The organism is Empedobacter sp. GD03797, from assembly GCF_029842105.1.
GTDB classification, from domain to species: domain Bacteria; phylum Bacteroidota; class Bacteroidia; order Flavobacteriales; family Weeksellaceae; genus Empedobacter; species Empedobacter falsenii_C.
In genome coordinates, this window is sequence record NZ_JAOCFS010000023.1 from 15,907 (window position 1) to 34,559 (window position 18,653).

The 18,653-nt window shown below is 31.6% G+C and carries 16 protein-coding genes; 6 read left to right on the forward strand and 10 right to left on the reverse strand.

Annotation, left to right across the window (positions count from 1 at the left end; all coding sequences use genetic code 11):
• Positions 1-39 precede the first annotated feature (39 nt).
• From N5D90_RS13120 to N5D90_RS13145, 6 genes are all read right to left on the reverse strand, one after another.
• Complete coding sequence (locus tag N5D90_RS13120; RefSeq protein WP_280062773.1) at positions 40-711, reverse strand: DedA family protein; 672 nt, start codon at positions 709-711, stop codon at positions 40-42.
• Between the two features lie 9 nt (positions 712-720).
• The gene (locus tag N5D90_RS13125) at positions 721-1,086 is read right to left on the reverse strand and encodes a YraN family protein (protein WP_125349580.1); all 366 of its coding nucleotides are present in this window, start codon (positions 1,084-1,086) and stop codon (positions 721-723) included.
• A gap of 9 nt (positions 1,087-1,095) precedes the next feature.
• Positions 1,096-1,731: a uracil phosphoribosyltransferase gene (gene upp, locus N5D90_RS13130; protein WP_125349581.1), complete on the reverse strand. Its 636-nt coding sequence runs from the start codon at positions 1,729-1,731 to the stop codon at positions 1,096-1,098.
• Positions 1,718-2,674 (reverse strand): LD-carboxypeptidase, encoded by a 957-nt coding sequence (locus N5D90_RS13135; protein ID WP_280062774.1) that lies wholly within the window; start codon positions 2,672-2,674, stop codon positions 1,718-1,720. The genes upp and N5D90_RS13135 overlap by 14 nt, the downstream gene beginning before the upstream one ends.
• Before the next feature lie 86 nt (positions 2,675-2,760).
• Positions 2,761-5,277: a TonB-dependent receptor gene (locus N5D90_RS13140; protein WP_280062775.1), complete on the reverse strand. Its 2,517-nt coding sequence runs from the start codon at positions 5,275-5,277 to the stop codon at positions 2,761-2,763.
• 423 nt (positions 5,278-5,700) lie between these two features.
• Complete coding sequence (locus N5D90_RS13145) at positions 5,701-8,136, reverse strand: TonB-dependent receptor (protein WP_038336427.1); 2,436 nt, start codon at positions 8,134-8,136, stop codon at positions 5,701-5,703.
• 458 nt (positions 8,137-8,594) lie between these two features.
• On the opposite strand from N5D90_RS13145, the gene N5D90_RS13150 reads away from it, so the two are divergent.
• The gene (locus N5D90_RS13150; RefSeq protein ID WP_280062794.1) at positions 8,595-8,792 is read left to right on the forward strand and encodes a T9SS type A sorting domain-containing protein; all 198 of its coding nucleotides are present in this window, start codon (positions 8,595-8,597) and stop codon (positions 8,790-8,792) included.
• Between the two features lie 72 nt (positions 8,793-8,864).
• Here the strand turns inward: N5D90_RS13150 and N5D90_RS13155 are convergent, their stop codons facing one another.
• Both N5D90_RS13155 and N5D90_RS13160 read right to left on the reverse strand, forming a co-directional pair.
• Positions 8,865-10,220: an orotate phosphoribosyltransferase gene (locus tag N5D90_RS13155; protein WP_280062776.1), complete on the reverse strand. Its 1,356-nt coding sequence runs from the start codon at positions 10,218-10,220 to the stop codon at positions 8,865-8,867.
• Between the two features lie 159 nt (positions 10,221-10,379).
• Complete coding sequence (locus N5D90_RS13160; RefSeq protein ID WP_038337114.1) at positions 10,380-10,844, reverse strand: hypothetical protein; 465 nt, start codon at positions 10,842-10,844, stop codon at positions 10,380-10,382.
• Between the two features lie 125 nt (positions 10,845-10,969).
• Between N5D90_RS13160 and N5D90_RS13165 the strand changes: the two genes are divergently transcribed.
• The 5 genes from N5D90_RS13165 to nadC are packed head-to-tail and all read left to right on the forward strand — an operon-like array spanning position 10,970 to position 16,423.
• Entirely contained in the window at positions 10,970-12,088 is a 1,119-nt protein-coding gene (locus N5D90_RS13165) for a C1 family peptidase (protein ID WP_038337115.1), read from the forward strand.
• A 12-nt stretch (positions 12,089-12,100) separates the two neighbouring features.
• Entirely contained in the window at positions 12,101-13,105 is a 1,005-nt protein-coding gene (gene nadA / locus N5D90_RS13170) for a quinolinate synthase NadA (protein WP_280062777.1), read from the forward strand.
• Positions 13,105-14,670, forward strand: a complete 1,566-nt coding sequence (gene nadB / locus N5D90_RS13175) for an L-aspartate oxidase (RefSeq protein ID WP_125349586.1) — start codon at positions 13,105-13,107, stop codon at positions 14,668-14,670. The genes nadA and nadB overlap by 1 nt, the downstream gene beginning before the upstream one ends.
• Positions 14,670-15,560: a hypothetical protein gene (locus N5D90_RS13180; protein WP_280062779.1), complete on the forward strand. Its 891-nt coding sequence runs from the start codon at positions 14,670-14,672 to the stop codon at positions 15,558-15,560. The genes nadB and N5D90_RS13180 overlap by 1 nt, the downstream gene beginning before the upstream one ends.
• On the forward strand, positions 15,560-16,423 hold the full coding sequence (gene nadC / locus N5D90_RS13185) for a carboxylating nicotinate-nucleotide diphosphorylase (RefSeq protein ID WP_280062780.1): 864 nt from the start codon (positions 15,560-15,562) through the stop codon (positions 16,421-16,423). Before N5D90_RS13180 ends, nadC begins: the two co-directional genes overlap by 1 nt.
• 147 nt (positions 16,424-16,570) lie before the next feature.
• On the opposite strand, the gene N5D90_RS13190 is transcribed toward nadC, so the two are convergent.
• Together N5D90_RS13190 and N5D90_RS13195 are read right to left on the reverse strand one after the other, a co-directional pair.
• Positions 16,571-17,059, reverse strand: coding sequence for a hypothetical protein (locus N5D90_RS13190; RefSeq protein ID WP_280062781.1), 489 nt, complete (start codon positions 17,057-17,059; stop codon positions 16,571-16,573).
• 86 nt (positions 17,060-17,145) lie between these two features.
• A complete protein-coding gene (locus N5D90_RS13195; RefSeq protein WP_280062783.1) occupies positions 17,146-18,597 on the reverse strand; it encodes a M20/M25/M40 family metallo-hydrolase in 1,452 nt (483 codons plus the stop codon).
• Positions 18,598-18,653: the final 56 nt, after the last annotated feature.

An 18,653-nucleotide genomic window follows, 5' to 3' on the forward strand; every position in this document is an offset into this window, starting at 1 on the left:
ATAAAAAAACTCGACCGAAGTCGAGTTAATTTTTTATTGTTATTCTTGTTCAGCTACCTTTTTTTTGCCGAACTTTTCTTTGATAATTTCTACAAAAATTGGAAGTATTGAAACGATTGTTATTCCTAAAATTACTTTAGAAAAATTCTTTTGAACCCATTCGATGTTTCCTAAGAAGTATCCAATAAGCGTTAAACCAACAACCCATAACACAGCTCCAATTACATTATATGTAATGAAAATAGAATATCCCATTCGTCCAATTCCTGCAACAAAAGGCGCTAAAGTTCTTACTATTGGTACAAAACGAGCAATTACAATGGTTTTTGAACCGTATTTTTCGTAGAACTCATGCGTTTTATTGATATGTTCTTCTTGGATGAAATTTTTACCAAAAATCTTCACTTTAGTTGCTTTGTAACCAACTTTTTTTCCAATGGTATAGTTCAACGTATCACCGAGTATAGCGGCCACCAAAAGAATTGCAATCATAATCCACACATTCATATCATTTGTTTCTTGCGCAGCCAACATACCTGCCGCAAACAACAGTGAATCTCCAGGTAAAAATGGCATCACAACCACACCTGTTTCCACGAAAATGATTAAAAATAAAATTGCATAAAGCCACAAACCATACTCATTTGCAAACTCTGCTAAATGCTGGTCGATATGCATAATAAAGTCAAAAAGACTCATAAATACTTCCATAAAAGTTGATTAAATTTCTGAAGCATTAAATGCATTTTTGATATGATTTACGCTCCAAGATTGTTGTTTTTTTAAAAGTGCTAAAATATCAAATCTTACCTCAGAAATAAAATTATTTTTCTGAATAAAATCATCTGCGGCAAGAATTAACAATTTCTTCTTCTTTGTGTTAACAGAACTTTCTGGCTCGGCAACATAATTTGAAGTACGACTCTTAACCTCTATAATAACAATCTCATTTTCAAATTGAGCAATAATATCGATTTCGGCTTTTCTGAAAAAATAATTTCGAGCCAATATTTTGTATCCATTTTGGATTAAATAATTGACAGCAAAATCTTCTGCTTCTTTCCCGAAATCGTAACTAATACTCATTCAAAAAAATTATTTTGTTCCGTACAAACGATCTCCAGCATCACCTAAACCTGGAACGATGTATCCATTTTCATTCAATTTTTCATCCAAAGCAGCCAAGAAAATTGGAACTTCTGGATAAACATTTTGTACTGCTTCCACTCCTTCTGGACAACCAACTAAACAAGCCAAACGAACAGATTTTGCTCCTTTTTCTTTTAAAATTTCGATTGCTTTGATTGCAGAACCTCCTGTAGCTAACATTGGATCAACCAAAATCACATCACGAGAATCTAAATCAGTTGGGAGCTTACACAAATACTCAACTGGTTGTAATGTATCATGATCGCGATAAAGCCCAATATGACCAACTTTAGCTGTTGGAATTAATTGATGAATTCCTTTTACCATTCCCAATCCAGCACGTAAAATTGGAACGATAGCCATATCATTTCCTTTTAATTTGTAACCGATTGTTTTGATAATTGGCGTTTCAACTTCTACTTCTTCAAGCTCGATGTTACGTGTAATTTCGTAACACATTAAACCTGAAATTTCGTCTACTAATTCACCAAATTCTTTCGTTGTTGTGTTTTTATCACGCATTTGCGTAATTTTTGCTTTTACCAACGGGTGAGTAATAACTGTTAAATTATCTTGTTTCATATTTGTTTGTATAATGATGCAAAGTTACATTATTTGAAGTAACATTTAACTGAACTTTCGCACCCATTTTTAGTGCAACATTGTGACCTGTATGCCCTGCAGGAAATCCGAAAGCTACTGGAATATTTATTTTTTTTGTAAAACTATAAATGACTTCAAAAGTTTTTGGATCGAATGGATGATTGTAGTTATCAGCATTTTCTTCTTCGGTATCCATATGCGTAAAGTTTCCTAAAATAATTCCTTTTACATGAGTAAGAATTCCGTTGCGTTTAAGATTCATCAACATTCGATCAACTGCATACCAATTCTCGAACCAATCTTCTAAAAATAAAATCTTATCCGAAGGATTTGTAATCGCAGATTCGCTCCCCAAAAGTGAATACACAATCGAAAGATTTCCGCCAATTAATTCTCCTTTTGCTTCGCCTAAATTATTGTAAGCATGTGATTGAATTTGGTAATTAATTTCATGTCCAAACAATGCTTCGTAAACACTTTGATAAGATGTTGGATGATATTCGGTATTTGCTAATTTCTTCGCTGTAACACCATGAATTGTTTGAAAACCTAATCGGTTAAAATGATTATGAAAAACAGTAATATCAGAATAACCAATTATCCATTTTGGAGATTTTTTGAAATTGGTTAAATCTAATTCATCAATAATTTTTACTGAACCATATCCACCACGTGCGCACCAAATCGCTTTGATTTCAGCATCATCTAATGCCCATTGAAAATCTTCGGTTCTGATTTCATCTGTTCCAGCATATTTGTAGCCAAAATCATATTCAGCATAAATATTTTTCCCAAGAACAGGAATCAATTTCCACGATTTTATTAAGTCTATTGCTTCCTCCAATTCGCCTTGTAACATTCGTTTTGCTGGCGCAACAATTGCTATTTTATCACCTTCTTTTAGAAAATCGGGTTGAATCATTTTTCTATAAAATTTTAGTAAAGGTAAACACAAAAAAAAGACGAACTACAAGCGTTCGTCTTTTTGTTATGATAATGAAATATTTCTTAGAAAGTGTAAGTTACACCTGCATTCCAAGTTCTTCCATTCCCCCAGAAGTAACCGTAGTTATCTTTACGAGAAATGTATTGATCATTGAATAAGTTTTTGATGTTACCTCTAAATTTAATAGATTGACTATTTGTAATTTTAAAGTTGTAAGACATTCCTAAATCTACTGTAGCAAATGGGCTAATACTTGCATTTTTGTAGACTTGTCCATTAATATTTGCTTTTGCAACATCAGCAACGTTTACGTTTTCATATAAACGAGCATAGTAGTTAAAATCTGTATCAAAAGATAAAGCTTTTGTTACTTTAACTTTAGTACCCATACCAAATGTAAATTGAGCTGCATTACCTACTCTTACACCGTCTAAGTTACCTTTACCATTCTCTGTTCCAGCTACAATCTCTTGTGTATCTGTATCTTGAACTTGGTAAGTAAAATCTCCTTGGTATCTCCAATCTCCTGCAGAAGCATAACCTCTAACTGTCCAATCACGTGTTACTTTAGCATCAAAATCTACCTCTAAACCTTTGTGTACTTGAGATAAATTATTTAATAAATAACGAACATTAGAGTGTACTAAACCATTAGCATCTGTAAAATCTCTATCGTTGTAAGTATCTGCTCTATTATCCCATTCAGTGTAATATGCATTCACATTAACTCTTAATGTACGAGTTTTGTAACGGTAACCAGCTTCAACACTTTGAATCTCTTCATTTTTAACTGTTGGATCTACAAAAGTAACTGTATTACGTACAAACATATTATTTAAATATGGTTGACGAGAATATTTACCTCCATTAACAAAAACGCTATTTTCTTTATTTAAATTAATAGAGAAACCAGCTTTTAAATTATAACCAATTTCTGTACGCTCACCTGAATAAGCTTTACCGTTTTTGAATTTGATACCTTGTTTTTCTGCAGATTCTGCAGTATAGTTCCAGTTATCATATTTTTCATACTCTTGCCAAGATAAAGCACCTTGAAAGAATGCTGAGAATAATTCGTTTGAGTATTCAGCTTGTCCAAAGAAACCTTGGTAATTAATTCTCTCTGAATTATCAAATCCAATTCTCTCACTATGTTTAGCTCTATTGAATAAAGAATTCCAAGGGCTTGAGCTGAAAGTTTTATCAACTACATAGTCTTTTGAACGTTGCGCATTAGATGCAGCACGACCAGAAGCTCCTAATAAATTATTTAATTGTTGATAGTGTTCCCCTTGGTAGAAACGTAAATCTGTACCTACATTAAATACAAAACCTTTTTTTGTATCAAAAGTTAAGTTAGAAACTCCTCCGTACCAAAAGTGATTATTTACTGAAGAAGCTAAAACAGTTCCGTTATTTCCATTAGAAATTCCATCTTTTAATTCTTGATTCTTCGCTGCTATTACATCCCAATCAATTTCTCCATTAGATTTATAACCTCCATCAGTATATCCAGGACCATTACCTAAAGTACTTGTCCCTCCTCCTGTACCAGTAGATGCATAAATCACTGTAGACAAAGACAAGTTTTCGTTAATTGTAAAATCCCAGTTTAAGTTAGCTACTGGTTTGTGATAATAGTTTGTTTTAGCAGATAAAGATTCTCCATTATAGAAACCATAATTAGAGTTTCCTAAGCGACCCGTAATATCATAACCTGGAGTTGCAATAATACTTTTATTTACACCATTAACTTTAATATTACGATATTGAGTATCCATTGGTTTAGAATAGTTCTGACCATGTTCTTGCGGAGCACCAAAAATCATAAAGTTGAATGTATGACGTGCATTTGGTTTGAAACCTACAGAAACAAAGTAAGATTGACCTTTACCTTCTGTTCCACGTGCAAAACTTCTGTGAGCAGACCAGTTATCAAACATAAATGAAGCACCCCATTTACCTTTCATACCTGTATTATAACCAATAGTTTGTTTTTGGTATGAATCGTTACCTGTTAAGTAACGTACAAAACCACCTTCTTTTTTCTCAGTAGCTTTTGTTACGATATTTACAGTTCCTCCAACAGAAGAAATAGCTAATTTTGAAGATCCTAAACCACGTTGAGAATCAATAACATTTGCAATATCAGAAACAGACTGCCAGTTTGACCAATATAAACTACCGTTATCCATTCCGTTGATTGGTTGCCCATTCAATAAGAAAGCAGTATTTGATTGATCAAAACCACGCATATACATTTTTGCATCTCCAAAACCTGAAGCTTGGTCTGCAACATAAATAGATGGCGAATTTTTTAATAATTCTGGAAATTCTACATTTCCAACTCCTTTATCAAGGATTTCCTCTCTTGTAATAACTGTAGAAGCAACAGGAGTCTTACGATTCTCTGTAACGTCGATTACACCTTTACCAATGATTAATGTTTCACTTAAAGATACATTTTCGTCTTGTTCAACCTTTGTAGAATCTGTTGGTTCAACAACTTGAGCGAAAGATAATGATGCCGTTAAGGCAAAAGCTCCTACTAATAAAAGCTTTACTGAGTTTAACCTCATCTTATGAAATAGTTTAAATGTTTACCGCTGCAAAGTTGAGGTGTATATATGTTAAAACGACTACAAACGTTATGTTAATTAAGAATAATTATTACTTAAAAAATCAATTTTAAATGATTATAATATTTTTCTTAATATTTTATGAATATGAAAATCTAATTAAAATAAAATTACCATATAATAAGAATTTTAATTCTTTATCAAAAACAGACCAAATAAACAATAACACTTAAAAAAAACAATATGCATAATAATTCATTAACAATTGAATAATAATTCTTAAAATAAATTTATTTAGATTTATTATAAATTATATTTTAAGGTTTTATTAATTTAAGACAAATAATTCAGTCACAACACTTCATAAAAAAAGTGGACTTATTACTAAGTCCACTTGAATATGTTAAGAAATTCTAATTCTTATTAGAAGCTATAAGTAACACCAGCATTCCATGTTCTACCTACTGCATATCCGTATCCATTTCTATCAATTCTACTTACGTATTGATCATTGAATAAGTTACGAACGTTTCCTCTAAATTTGATTTTTTGTTTACCAAATTTGAATTCATATGCAACACCTGTATTAACTTTTGCAAATGGAGAGATTTTTTCAGCTTGATAAACTTCTCCTTTTAATGCACTTTTAACAACATCTTCTGGATTAACTTGTCCATAAGTACGAGCATTGTACATAAAATCTACATCCCAATATAAGTTTCTTGTAAAGTTAACTTTAGTTCCCATACCGAAAGTAAATTGAGCTGCTTCTCCGATATAAGTTCCTGTCAAATCAACATTTCCTTTTTCGAAAATTGTATCGTCATCAGTATACATCGATTCAAATGGAGTTTTTCCATCATACTTCCAATCACCATAAGATGCGAATCCATATAAGCTAAACATTTGAGAAACTTTAGCATCAAAATCAACTTCAACACCTTTGTGTAATTGTGTGATATCTGTATAAGATGTATAAATAGGACGAGTTGTGTTATCTGGTTGCGTTACAGAACCTGAAATTCCTAAGAAACGATTACCCCATTTTGTAGAATAAGCATTAATATTAACTCTTAAACCTCTTGTTTCGTATTTGTAACCTACTTCGAAACCAGTAATTTCTTCGTTATCTACATTTGGTTCACGTAAATCAACTTTGTTGTATTCGAATACATTATCTAAGAATGGTTGACGAGAATAACGTCCTGCGTTAGCAAAAACTGTATTTTCCTCGTTAATATTAACAGATAAACCTCCTTTTACATTCCATCCAGTTTTGTTTACTTTTTTAGAAGCTGTTTCTACACCTCCGTAGTTCCAAGTATCAAATTTTTGGTAGAATTGATTAGAGATTGCTCCTTGTCCAAATACTGTGAAAATATCATTAGAGTATTCAACTTGTCCAAAAGCTCCTTGATAATTAATATCTTCAGAATAATCTCTTGCTGTTCTTTGATCTTTTTTAGCCGATTTGAATAATGCAGACCAAGGATTTGTTCCAAAAGTTTCTGTTACAACAACTGTTTGATTGTTTGATTTATTCAATTCTGACCAACCTTTTAATCCGAACAAATTATTCATTTGTTGGAAGTGATTACCATGATAGAAACGGATATCAGCACCTAAGTTAAAGTTCCATCCTGTTTTAGTATCAAAGTTTAAGTTTGTTACACCTCCATACCAGAAGTGATTATTAACAGATGTACGGATAGCACCATTCGATACTGGTTTACCGTTTGCATCTTTACCTCCATTATTTCCAATACCGTCTGGATCTAATAAGTTATTGCTTTGAATTAAATCAAAATCAACTAATCCATTTTTCAATGTACTTGTTGCTTTACCAACTCCAGAAGTTCCTCCTCCTGTACCTGTAGAAGCATATAATACTGTAGACAAGTTCATGTTTTCATTAATTGTCCAGTCCCAGTTTAAGTTTGCTACTGGCTTGTGGTAAAAGTTAGTTCTTAAATTTTCTCCTTTACCGTTGAAATATCCGTAAGTTGTATTATACTTATTTCCGTATCCATACTTTTCTGCATCAGCCCATTGCTTCGTGTTTTTTGTAGAATAGTTTTGTCCGTGCTCTTGCGGCGCACCAAAAATCATAAAGTTAATGTTATGACGATCGTTTGGTTTATACCCTACAGAAACAAAATATGCTTGTGAATTTGCATTTGTTCCTTGAGCCCAAGATCTGTGCATAGTTGTTTGGTTAAACAAGAAAGAAGCTCCCCATTTACCTTTCATACCTGTATTGTAAGAAATAGTAGCACTCATGTAACTATCGTTACCTGTGTTTAATCTTACAAAACCTCCTTGCTTTTTATCTGTAGCTTTTGTTACCATATTTACAGTACCACCAACAGAAGAAATAGCTAATTTAGAAGATCCTAAACCACGTTGAATCTGAACTGCATTTGCAACTTCAGTCATTGCAGACCAGTTAGACCAATACAAGTTACCATCTTCCATACCATTAATTGGTTGTCCGTTCAATAAGTAAGCTGTATTTTGACTACTAAATCCACGTAAAAACATTTGAGAATCTCCAAAACCTCCCGCTTGTCCAGAAACATATACAGATGGAGTTGTAGCGAAGATTTCTGGGAAATCTACATTTCCTACCGCTTTATCTTCGATAGCTGCCTTACTAATTGTAGATACAGCAACTGGTGTTTTACGATCCTCTACGATATCGATAACCCCTTTACCAATGATTAATGTTTCTCCTAAAGATACGTTTTCGTCCTGTTCAACCTTTGTAGAATCTGTTGGTTCAACAACTTGGGCGAACGATAATGATGCCATTAAGGCAAAAGCTCCTACTAGTAAAAGCTTAGTTGAGTTTAACCTCATCTTTTGAAATAGTTTAAAAGTTTACTTCGGCAAATTTCTATACTTTAAATGAGATTATTGTTAAATTATGGTAAAATTTTATAAAATCAATTAACATCTTAAATATTAATTATTATATCTTATTCAAGATAGTTAATAAATTATCAATATTGTAAATTAGATGAAGTAATTATATTAAGTTTTAAAGATTTTTTAACATCTAATCAAAAATTAACATAATTAAAATGTTAATTTTTAACATTAATTATGGGAATACAATGATTTTTTTTCAGAAAAAAGATAAAAACTCAAGAAAAATTAATTATTTAGAATCAGTATTAATAAAATTAAATTCAATAACTTTTTTATTTATAAAACAATAGTTTTTAAAATATCGTTAATTTATTAAAATCACTTTATAAAAAAAAAAGTTTTCATAGATCACATAAAAAAATGTTAATTTTTAACAAATATTAGTAATCTATAATTATCTACTAAATTTTAAATCTCCAATTTCGATCAAAATAATTGATGCAAATGGACGAATGATTAAAACGATAAATACTAAAAATTCTAACGGAAGTGTAAATCTTTCTAATTTATCTACAGGATTTTATATCGCAAGATTTCAAGATGAGATTGGAAATAGTGTTTCGCATAAATTTGTGTTGAAGTAATTTCATCATAAATAAAAAACAAAAAGCAAACTACAAGAGCTTGCTTTTTGTTTTTTGAAATTTATCTAAATCTTAGTCATTCAAACTTTGTAGGTAAGAAACCCAACCTAACGTTTGGTATTCTTTTGCAGCAGTTTTTACATCAGCAGCTTTGTAAATTCCACGACCAACAATCATAAAGTCTGTGTTGTAATTTTTGAAAACTAATTCTGGCGTATTGTACTGTTGTCCTTTGCTATCTCCAGTCGAAGAAATATTAACACCAGGCGTAAACAATAACAAGTTATCAGGAATTTGGCGTTGCGCAACAGCTCCTAAAACATTTCCAGATTGTTCCGAAACATTAATCGCTTTTGTAAAGTAATAATCATCAGTTAATGTTCCTTTCGAAGACATTTCAACAATTGTGATAACACCTGTGTTTTCGAAAACTTTCAACGATTCTAAACCTCCAATTGGATGAACAGTTACTAAATCTGCCCAATCAGAAATTTTGTAAATCGATTTCTTAAATTGTAATTCTTGCGTATTTCCAATATCACCAAATTTGCGATCTTCGAATAATAAGAATTCTTTTTCACGTGCGATTTTTTTCAATTCAACAATTAAGTTATCCGAAAAATCTTGAATAATATCTGAATGTAATTTTAATGCAACAATATGATCACCAACTTTTTTAGCGAAATCTATAATTTCTTCAGAAGTAATTAAATCTGCAGAAGCAATTAAGTTAGATTGTTTTTTCAATGCTAATTCAACCAAACGTTTTCCAACTGGATGTACAATTTTTTTGTCTTCCAATGCAATACGTTGTTTTGCAGGAACCGCTTCTGGAGGTAAAGCTAAAAAGTCTTTAATTTTTTTCGCTTCATCATCACTTAAACGGTGATATTTATGTAAAATATCGATTACTTCGTGAATTGTAAATAACGTTTTCACATTGTAACCTTGCTCTTTTAATTTTTCAGAACCACCTTGCGCACGATCCAAAACAACAACCAAATCTTTTACACGTAAACCTTCGCGCTCAACTTGATCAATTGTTTCTAACAAAGATTGTCCAGAAGTAATCACATCTTCTACCAAAAGACAAGATTGTCCTTCCGCAAAGACACCTTCTACCATACGTTTAGTTCCGTAACCTTTATTTTCTTTACGTTTGATAATCAAAGGAATGTTCGATGTTAAACTCATTGTAGTTGCCATTGGCAAAGCTGCATAAGGCACACCACAAATCAAGTCGTATTCTACATCTTCAACTAAATCTAATAAGTTATTTGCTAAAGTTTTTAGTAATTGTGGACTCGAAGCTAAAGGTCTTAAATCGACATAGAAAGGAGATTCTATACCACTTTTTAAAGTAAAATTTCCAAATTTTATAATTCCCAGCTCATAAGCTTTCAATAAAAAATCTTCTCTTGGTTGCATCTGTGTAATGTTTGAGCAAAGTTAATAGGTTTTTGAGTCATTTATGGCATTTTCGCGAAAATTAATTTTAAGATGAATAAAAATTGAATATTTATACTGAATTGATTTATAATTTGTTCGAAAAATGAAATATTATGTATTTAAAATAAATGAAAATTTTTAATTAATATTATTTTTTATTGAATCAATAGTACATCTTATGTTTTCTAAATCTTCTTCGCTATTAAATGTAAAATTATCACCAAAAGGATCAATAGCTCTTGATATAAAAAAGAACTTTTTGTTATTTATTTTGATATAATTTAAATATGGAAGTACAAATTGATTAATTTCTTGAACTTCATTAAGATTAAATGTTTTTTTTGAAAATATCTTTTTAATTGTAAGTTGGTTAATGTTATTATCTAACACTATTTCATTAATCTGATAATTAATCCGAATAAAAACACAAAAAATTAGTATAAATGAAATACAAAAAATCAAGACATCATATTTATTATTTGCAATTATTTCGTCTAAATAAGTGAAAATAATTACTGAAGTAAATAGAATTAATATGTTTAAAACAATTATAATAAGTACATTATAAAAACTATTATATTTCCTACTAATATATTCTTTCATTTATAAGAATTAAATATTTACGTAAAAATATAATTTTTATGTAATTCAGAAAAGAAGTTTTCGTTCTACATTTTATAATAAAACTTCATAAAATAACTTTACTTTTGAAATCTATACAAACACAAATGAAAAAATATATATTCGCCAGCATCGCTTTTGTAAGTATGTTGGTTTCGGCACAAGAAACGCCTTTCAAATTCAAAGAATTAGTTAATAATTCAGCGCTTCCTATTATTTCGCAAGGAAAAACGGGAACGTGTTGGTCATTTTCTACAACTTCTTTTTTAGAATCGGAAGTGAAACGTTTGACAGGAAAAGATGTCGATTTATCGGAAATGTATAATGTGCGTTTTACTTACCCTGTAAAAGCTTATAATTATGTATATCGCCAAGGAAAAGCGCAATTTAGTGAAGGAGGTTTGTCGCATGATGTATTAAACTCGGTTCGTAAAAATGGATTAGTTCCAAACGAAGTTTATGCAGGTTTTGCGAATGGAACAGATGTGAAACATAACCACGAAATGTTGGTAAAAGATTTGAAAGTTGGATTAGATTCGATTGTAAAAAATCCTAAAAAATATTTAACAGCAGATTGGAAATCAAAATTTGATCAAAAACTAAATGATAAATTAGGTGTTCCTCCAACAAAATTCAAATTTGAAGGAAAAGAATATACGCCACAAGAATTTGCAAAATTTCTGAAAATTAATCCAGATGATTATGTAACGTTAACATCTTTTCAGCAAGCGCCATATTATTCGCAATTTATTTTACAAGTGCCAGATAATTTCTCAAATGGTTCATATTATAATTTACCGTTAGATGAATACATGAAAGTTTTGGACGAAGCATTATATAAAGGATACACAGCGGCTTTTGATACAGATGTTTCTGAAAAAACATTTTCTAAAAAATATGGAATGGCAATTTGGCCTTCAGAAGGTTTAGAATCAGATTATTTTGTTCAGATTTTACCTGAAAAATGGGTGACGGCTGATGAGCGTCAAAAAGGTTTTGAAGATTATTCGACGGAAGATGATCATTTAATGCATATTACGGGAATTTTGAAAGATCAATTGGGAAATCAATATTATGATGTAAAAAATTCTTGGGGAACAACAGATTTAGGAAATAATGGACACATTTATATGTCGAAACCATTTTTCAGAATGAAATCAATTGCTTTTACAGTGCACAAAGATGCGTTGTCAAAAGAAGTGAAAAAGCAATTAGGTATAAAATAAAACCACTCACAAATGAATACATTAGAACAAGCGATAGAAAAGTTAGATTATAAAGGTTATTTGGATGTAGAAATTCCGAAAGGAACCGATTTGATTGTGGAAATCAATAAACTACGCAAAGAAAAAAATGCGGTGATTTTGGCGCATTATTATCAATCTGGAGAAATTCAGGATTTAGCAGATTATTTAGGTGATTCATTGCAATTGGCACGTGCAGCTGCAAAAACTGAAGCTGATATGATTGTTTTTTGTGGTGTTCATTTTATGGCGGAAGCCGCAAAGATTCTGAATCCGTCTAAAAAAGTGGTTTTACCAGATACAAAAGCAGGTTGTTCTTTGGCAGATTCATGTTCGGCAGAAGGTTTACGTGGTTTACGTGAGCAACATCCAAATGCGATTGTGGTAAGTTACATCAATTGTGATGCGGGTGTTAAAGCAGAATCAGATATTATTGTGACGTCTTCGAATGCGGAAGCGATTATTAATTCGTTGCCAGAAGATCAAGAAATTATTTTTGCACCAGATCGTAATTTAGGTCGATACTTAAATCAAGTTTGTAATCGCAAAATGATTTTGTGGGACGGCGCTTGTATCGTACATGAGGCGTTTTCTTTGGAAAGAATTGCACAACAAATGGGCGATCATCCAAATGCAAAATTAATTGCTCACCCAGAAGCGCAAGAAGATTTATTGAAATTTGCACATTTTATTGGTTCAACTTCTCGCTTGTTAGATTATGTGGTAGAAAATGATGCGCAAGAATTTATTGTGGCAACGGAAGAAGGAATTTTACACGAAATGCAAAAACTTGCTCCGAATAAAACATTAATTCCAGCATTAGTTCAAGATGAATCATGTAATTGTTCTGAATGTTTTTACATGAAATTATCCACATTAGAAAAATTATATCTGTGCATGAAATATGAATTGCCAGAAATACAAATCGAAGAAGAATTGCGAGTGAAAGCATTAGCTGCAATTAATAGAATGTTAGATTTATCAGAAAAAATAAAATAATGGCTATTCAAGATGTTTTAGTCATTGGTTCTGGAATTGCTGGACTTTCTTATGCGCTGAAAATTGCGATTCGAAATCCTGATGCAAAAATTACAATTGTAACCAAAGCAAATAAAGACGAAACTAATACCAAATATGCGCAAGGCGGAGTCGCTGTTGTGAGCGATTTCGAGAAAGATAGTTTCGAGAAACATATTGAGGATACGCTTCGTGCAGGAGATGGTTTGTGTAAGTTGGAAGCGGTTGAGGTTGTCGTAAAAGAAGCGCCAGAACGTATTAATGAAATTATAGATTGGGGTGTTCGTTTCGATAAAAATAACGAAGGAATTTACGACCTTGGTCGTGAAGGTGGACACACAGAAAACCGAATTGTTCATCACAAAGATGTGACAGGTTGGGAAATTGAGCGCGCGATGTTAGAGGCAATCAAGGAATATCCAAATATTCAAGTTTTTACACATCATTTTGTGGTCGATTTGATTACAGAACATCATTTGAATCGTGATAGAGCCCAGAAAACAACATGTTTTGGCGCATATATTTTAGATTTGAATACCGATAAAGTTGAGCAACATTTAGCCAAAGTAACTTTGTTAGCAACAGGCGGAGTTGGTCATGTTTATAAAAATACGACGAATCCAATTATTGCAACTGGGGATGGAATTGGTTTGGCTCGACGCGCGAAAGCAACCGTTTCGGGAATGCAATTTATTCAGTTTCATCCAACGGCTTTTTACAGCGAATTTGATGGGCAATTGTTCTTAATTTCGGAAGCTGTTCGTGGTTTTGGTGCGAAATTGCGTACGAAAGATGGCGAATTGTTTATGCATAAATATGATGAACGTGAAGAATTGGCTTCGCGTGATATTGTGGCGCGTGCGATTGACAACGAAATGAAATTGCGTGGAGATGATTATGTTTATATTGATTGTCGACATTTAGAGAAAGAAAAATTCTTGGAGCATTTCCCCAATATTTACGAAAAATGTAAATCCGAAGGTTACGATATGTTCACCGAATTGGTTCCGGTTGTTCCAGCTTCGCATTATTTGTGCGGTGGAATTGATGTCGATTTAGAAGGAAAAACATCTATCGAGAATTTGTTTGCGGTTGGCGAATGTTCTAATACAGGTTTACATGGTGCAAATCGTTTGGCTTCGAATTCGTTGTTAGAAGCGATGGTTTTTGGTCATCGTGCAGCGTTAAAAACGGTCGATTTATTAAATGATAATCAATTTTCGATTTATAATTTTGAGTTTCCAGAATGGAACGAAGAAGGTATGAAAGTGCAAGAAGAATTAGTATTGATTTCTTATTTACGCAAACAATTACAAGCGATGATGAGCGAATTGGTCGGAATTGTACGAAGCGATAATCGTTTACAAATTGCGCAAAATCGTATCAATGAAATTGAAAAAATGGTCAAAGAAATTTATTATTTTACGATTGTTTCACCTAAAATTTTAGAACTTCGAAATTTGGTTGATGTCGCACATTTAATCATTGAGCAAAGTATCAATCAAAAAGAAAATCGAGGAACTTTTTACAACAAAGATTTTAATTAATGAAGAAGTTATATCTGTTCGTTACATGTTTTGCAATGAGTTTTTCTTTTGCTCAAAATTCGAAAGAAAAACAGAACGTAAGTTTGACTTTTGGTAAAGAAGCTAAGAAAACTGTTGTGTATTTTGGTTGCGAAAATCTCAAAGAGAATAGCGAGTTACAAGCATGTATGAACAAAAACTTGAATCAAGATATTCAAACTCAAATTTCATTCTTTTCTAATATTGCTGATTATCTTCATATCGAAACTGCTCAATCTAAATTAGGTTTTAAAATTAATGAAGATGGTAATTTTGATGATGTCTCGACTGATGGTTCAAATCCAATTTTTAATAGTGTAGCATTGTCGAGTTTAGTTTTGTTGAACAATAAAATGGAACGAGCTAATCTGAAAATAACGCCTGCAAAAGGAGTCGATGGAAAAGCGGTTGCGATGAAATATACAATGCCTTTACGTTACGAATCGGCAGAAAAAAATAATGATTTTGAAACTTTCCCTTCAGAAAATCGTGTATTGTTTACTTTAAAAACTGATGAAGAAACGATTGAAGTAAGAATTGATAAAGAATTTAATTTAACAACTTTTGGTAATAATGGAAGTCGAGAATATTATTTAGGAAAGTTTTCTAATCTTTTCGAAATGGCTTCTATTGATCCTTATGCAACTGCTTTTGATGCGGCTTTCAAATCTGGAACGATTGATATTACAAAAGGTAAAATTGATGACAAAGAATATAAACTTCAAATCAAAAATTTCTTCGAAAATGATCCTTCTGCACAAGTGTTAATTACAGTTGTACGTGAAGAAAACGGTACTTGGGCAGAGTATTACGAATACAAAACCAAGAAAGAATTTAATCAATCAAAATTTGCATCCTTAACATATAGATAATGAATTTTCCTCCATATATCACACAAGAAAAATTACAACTTTTTATTCGTCAAGCTTTTTTAGAAGACGTTGGCGATGGCGATCATTCAACGTTAGCGTCGGTTCCGTATGATGCAATTCAAGAAGCTGAACTGAAAGTGAAAGATAACGGAATAATCGCTGGAATTGAATTAGCAAAAATTATTTTCGATACGTTTGATCCTTCTTTAAAAATAGAACAATATAAAAATGATGGCGATAAAGTACAATTTGGTGATATTGCGTTCAAAGTGAAAGGGTCTTCACAATCAATTTTAACTTGCGAGCGATTAGCGTTGAATTGTATGCAACGAATGTCTGGTATTGCAACTTATGCACATGAAATGATGGAATTGGTAAGCGGTACAAATGCCAAAATTTTGGATACACGAAAAACAACACCTAATTTCCGAATGTTCGAAAAATGGGCCGTTAAAATTGGAGGAGCAGAGAATCATCGTTTTGGATTATACGATATGGTGATGTTAAAAGATAATCATGTCGATTTTTGTGGAAATATTACTAAAGCAGTTGCTCAAACCAAAGATTATTTGGAAAAACATCATTTACATCTAAAAATAGAAGTGGAAACGCGCAATATGGATGAGGTAAAAGAAGCTTTGGAGGCAAATGTTGATTTTATTATGTTGGATAATTTTGATCTCGAAACGATGAAAGAAGCGGTTCAATATATAAATGGACGAGTAAAAACAGAAGCTTCGGGGGGAATTACAAAAGAATCTGTTCGTGCAATTGCCGAAACTGGTGTTGATTTTATTTCTTCTGGTGCGATTATTCATTCTGCTCCTAACTTTGACTTAAGTTTAAAAGCTGTTAAGGCTTAGTTTTTTAACAATTTTTCTTAAAAGTTTGCATTTGAGTAAAAGAGAATGTCTATTTTATCAGAATTTAAAATATTTAAATTTTGTATAACTGAAAACTTCAAAAAAATATAAAAGCAAGCTTTTTTCAGCTTGCTTTTTGTTTTTTATTTATCTTAACATTCTAGTTTTCTTTATTCCTGATTTCAAGAAAAATTCATTCAATAAATCCATTTTCTGCATACATTCATCACCTAAGTCAATTTCTTTATTACTTGATCTAAAAGCATTACAGTCAAAACATATTTCAATATACTCTAATAAATTATCATCTTTGTCTAAAAACAATATAGCATTATTAGGCATATAACACCCTGAAGACATGCGAACATTTGAATCTTTCAAGTATCCATAATTAAAAATTAGATTAGTTAATTCATCTTTTTGAGAAGAATTTAGTTCAACATAATCTTCAAATCTTAATTTATCAAACAACGATTTATCCTCTTCCATACTTACAAAATAACTCCACATTTCACCACCTGCAACACCTGGTTTTTGTTGATGATACGTTGCTAAAACTATTTTTTCTGATATATTATAAGGATAAATTTTATTTCTTTCAGTAACAGCTAATTTATCTTGTTTTACACAAGACATATTTTTATAAAACAACTTTTCTTTGTACTGACTTCCACAACTTGTTAATATAAAAAATACTATTAGTAAAATACTATATCTACTCATTACTTGAACACAAATTTATGTGAAACACTATTTCCATTATCATCTTGAAATGTTGCGATATAAAATCCTGTAGATAAATTAGAAAGATTTACACTTCCGTTAGAATTTTCAGTATTTATTGTTTTAATCATTCGTCCACTTGCATCAATTATTTTGATCGAAATTGGAGATTTAAAATTTAATTGATAATTCAATATTTTATTTGAAATGTAAATTTTAGACGAATTTTTATCAATATCATTTGTACCTAAAGTCGAGGTTTTAGCCGCTTCAACTACATATTCTATTCCTAATTTTGTAAACTTCGCAGCATGCGTAGACGTACTTCCCATAAACGCATAAGTATCTCCGGTTGTGTGTATATTAGGATTATCTTCTCCCATTTTAGACTCGAAAGGTAAAGTCACCGCATAACCATTTTCCGACCAACTCGCATGATCTGAGCATCCATAACCACATTTTGAAGTATCATACGTGAATTGATGTAAACCCGTTTTGTTGTATTCGTCCATCAATTTCATCAAAAACGAATTGAGATTTGCATCACAATAAGTATCCGTCATCAAAATAACATCTTTCGTAGAACCTTTGTAATTCGTCATATCAAATTGTACATAACCAATCACATTCTTATTCTCCGAAGCGTATTTCTGCGCAATTTCTTTCGATCCTACCAAACCTATTTCTTCTGCTGCATAAGCCATAATTTCGGTAGTTCGTTGCGGTTTGAAATTATTTTTCAACAAAACACGTAAAACTTCGGTAATTGTTGCAATTCCCGATGCATTATCATCTGCTCCTGGCGCAAAAGTCTGATTTGCATTCCAACCAACAGTCGAATCGGCGTGACCTCCAATAATCACAAATTCATCTTTCTTTTCAATTCCATTAAAAGTCAAAATCAACGATTTCATTGGTGTATTCACATGACCAACGATTCTTACAGCAACATCTGTTCGTCCTGCATCAGCAATCATTTTTTCCCAAACTTCTTTCAATTTAAGAACCGCATCATTTGCTTCTTGTCGTGTATGATAACGCGTTTTGAAACCTTCTAACATCAAAATTGTTTTCTCAATTTCTTTCACATCAACATCATTCAAAGCCGTAGTTATAAAAGCTTGTTCTGATATTGTATAATTGAAAGGTGCTTTTTTCTGAGATGGCTTTTCTTGAAGTGATTGAAGTGCATCTTCTTTCGAATTTTGAAAAACATAACCATGTCCATGTGCAAATTTTCCGTGCAAACTTTCAGCAATTGCAGGATGAAAATAAATTGCAGATAAATTATCTTTCGAAGATATTAGATCAATTGAATCTGCATGATTTTTTTGTAAAAAAATTGCATTCTCTGTCTCCATTGTCGCAAAAATGAAGTTTTCTTTGGATTGCCCAAAAGAAAAAATAGCATGGAATAAAAAAGGCGTAAGGAATAAAAATTTATTTCTCATAAAATCATATTAGTGTTAAAACAAATATATGATTAATAATATTTTATCAGATTTAT

What these genes read in the sequence shown, in the direction of transcription:
- N5D90_RS13120 (WP_280062773.1), bottom strand. Translation starts at nt 711, where the DNA reads ATGGAAGTATTTATGAGTCTTTTTGACTTTATTATGCATATCGACCAG.
- N5D90_RS13125 (WP_125349580.1), bottom strand. Translation starts at nt 1,086, where the DNA reads ATGAGTATTAGTTACGATTTCGGGAAAGAAGCAGAAGATTTTGCTGTC.
- upp (WP_125349581.1), bottom strand. Translation starts at nt 1,731, where the DNA reads ATGAAACAAGATAATTTAACAGTTATTACTCACCCGTTGGTAAAAGCA.
- N5D90_RS13135 (WP_280062774.1), bottom strand. Translation starts at nt 2,674, where the DNA reads ATGATTCAACCCGATTTTCTAAAAGAAGGTGATAAAATAGCAATTGTT.
- N5D90_RS13140 (WP_280062775.1), bottom strand. Translation starts at nt 5,277, where the DNA reads ATGAGGTTAAACTCAGTAAAGCTTTTATTAGTAGGAGCTTTTGCCTTA.
- N5D90_RS13145 (WP_038336427.1), bottom strand. Translation starts at nt 8,136, where the DNA reads ATGAGGTTAAACTCAACTAAGCTTTTACTAGTAGGAGCTTTTGCCTTA.
- N5D90_RS13155 (WP_280062776.1), bottom strand. Translation starts at nt 10,220, where the DNA reads ATGCAACCAAGAGAAGATTTTTTATTGAAAGCTTATGAGCTGGGAATT.
- N5D90_RS13160 (WP_038337114.1), bottom strand. Translation starts at nt 10,844, where the DNA reads ATGAAAGAATATATTAGTAGGAAATATAATAGTTTTTATAATGTACTT.
- N5D90_RS13165 (WP_038337115.1), top strand. Translation starts at nt 10,970, where the DNA reads ATGAAAAAATATATATTCGCCAGCATCGCTTTTGTAAGTATGTTGGTT.
- nadA (WP_280062777.1), top strand. Translation starts at nt 12,101, where the DNA reads ATGAATACATTAGAACAAGCGATAGAAAAGTTAGATTATAAAGGTTAT.
- nadB (WP_125349586.1), top strand. Translation starts at nt 13,105, where the DNA reads ATGGCTATTCAAGATGTTTTAGTCATTGGTTCTGGAATTGCTGGACTT.
- N5D90_RS13180 (WP_280062779.1), top strand. Translation starts at nt 14,670, where the DNA reads ATGAAGAAGTTATATCTGTTCGTTACATGTTTTGCAATGAGTTTTTCT.
- nadC (WP_280062780.1), top strand. Translation starts at nt 15,560, where the DNA reads ATGAATTTTCCTCCATATATCACACAAGAAAAATTACAACTTTTTATT.
- N5D90_RS13190 (WP_280062781.1), bottom strand. Translation starts at nt 17,059, where the DNA reads ATGTCTTGTGTAAAACAAGATAAATTAGCTGTTACTGAAAGAAATAAA.
- N5D90_RS13195 (WP_280062783.1), bottom strand. Translation starts at nt 18,597, where the DNA reads ATGAGAAATAAATTTTTATTCCTTACGCCTTTTTTATTCCATGCTATT.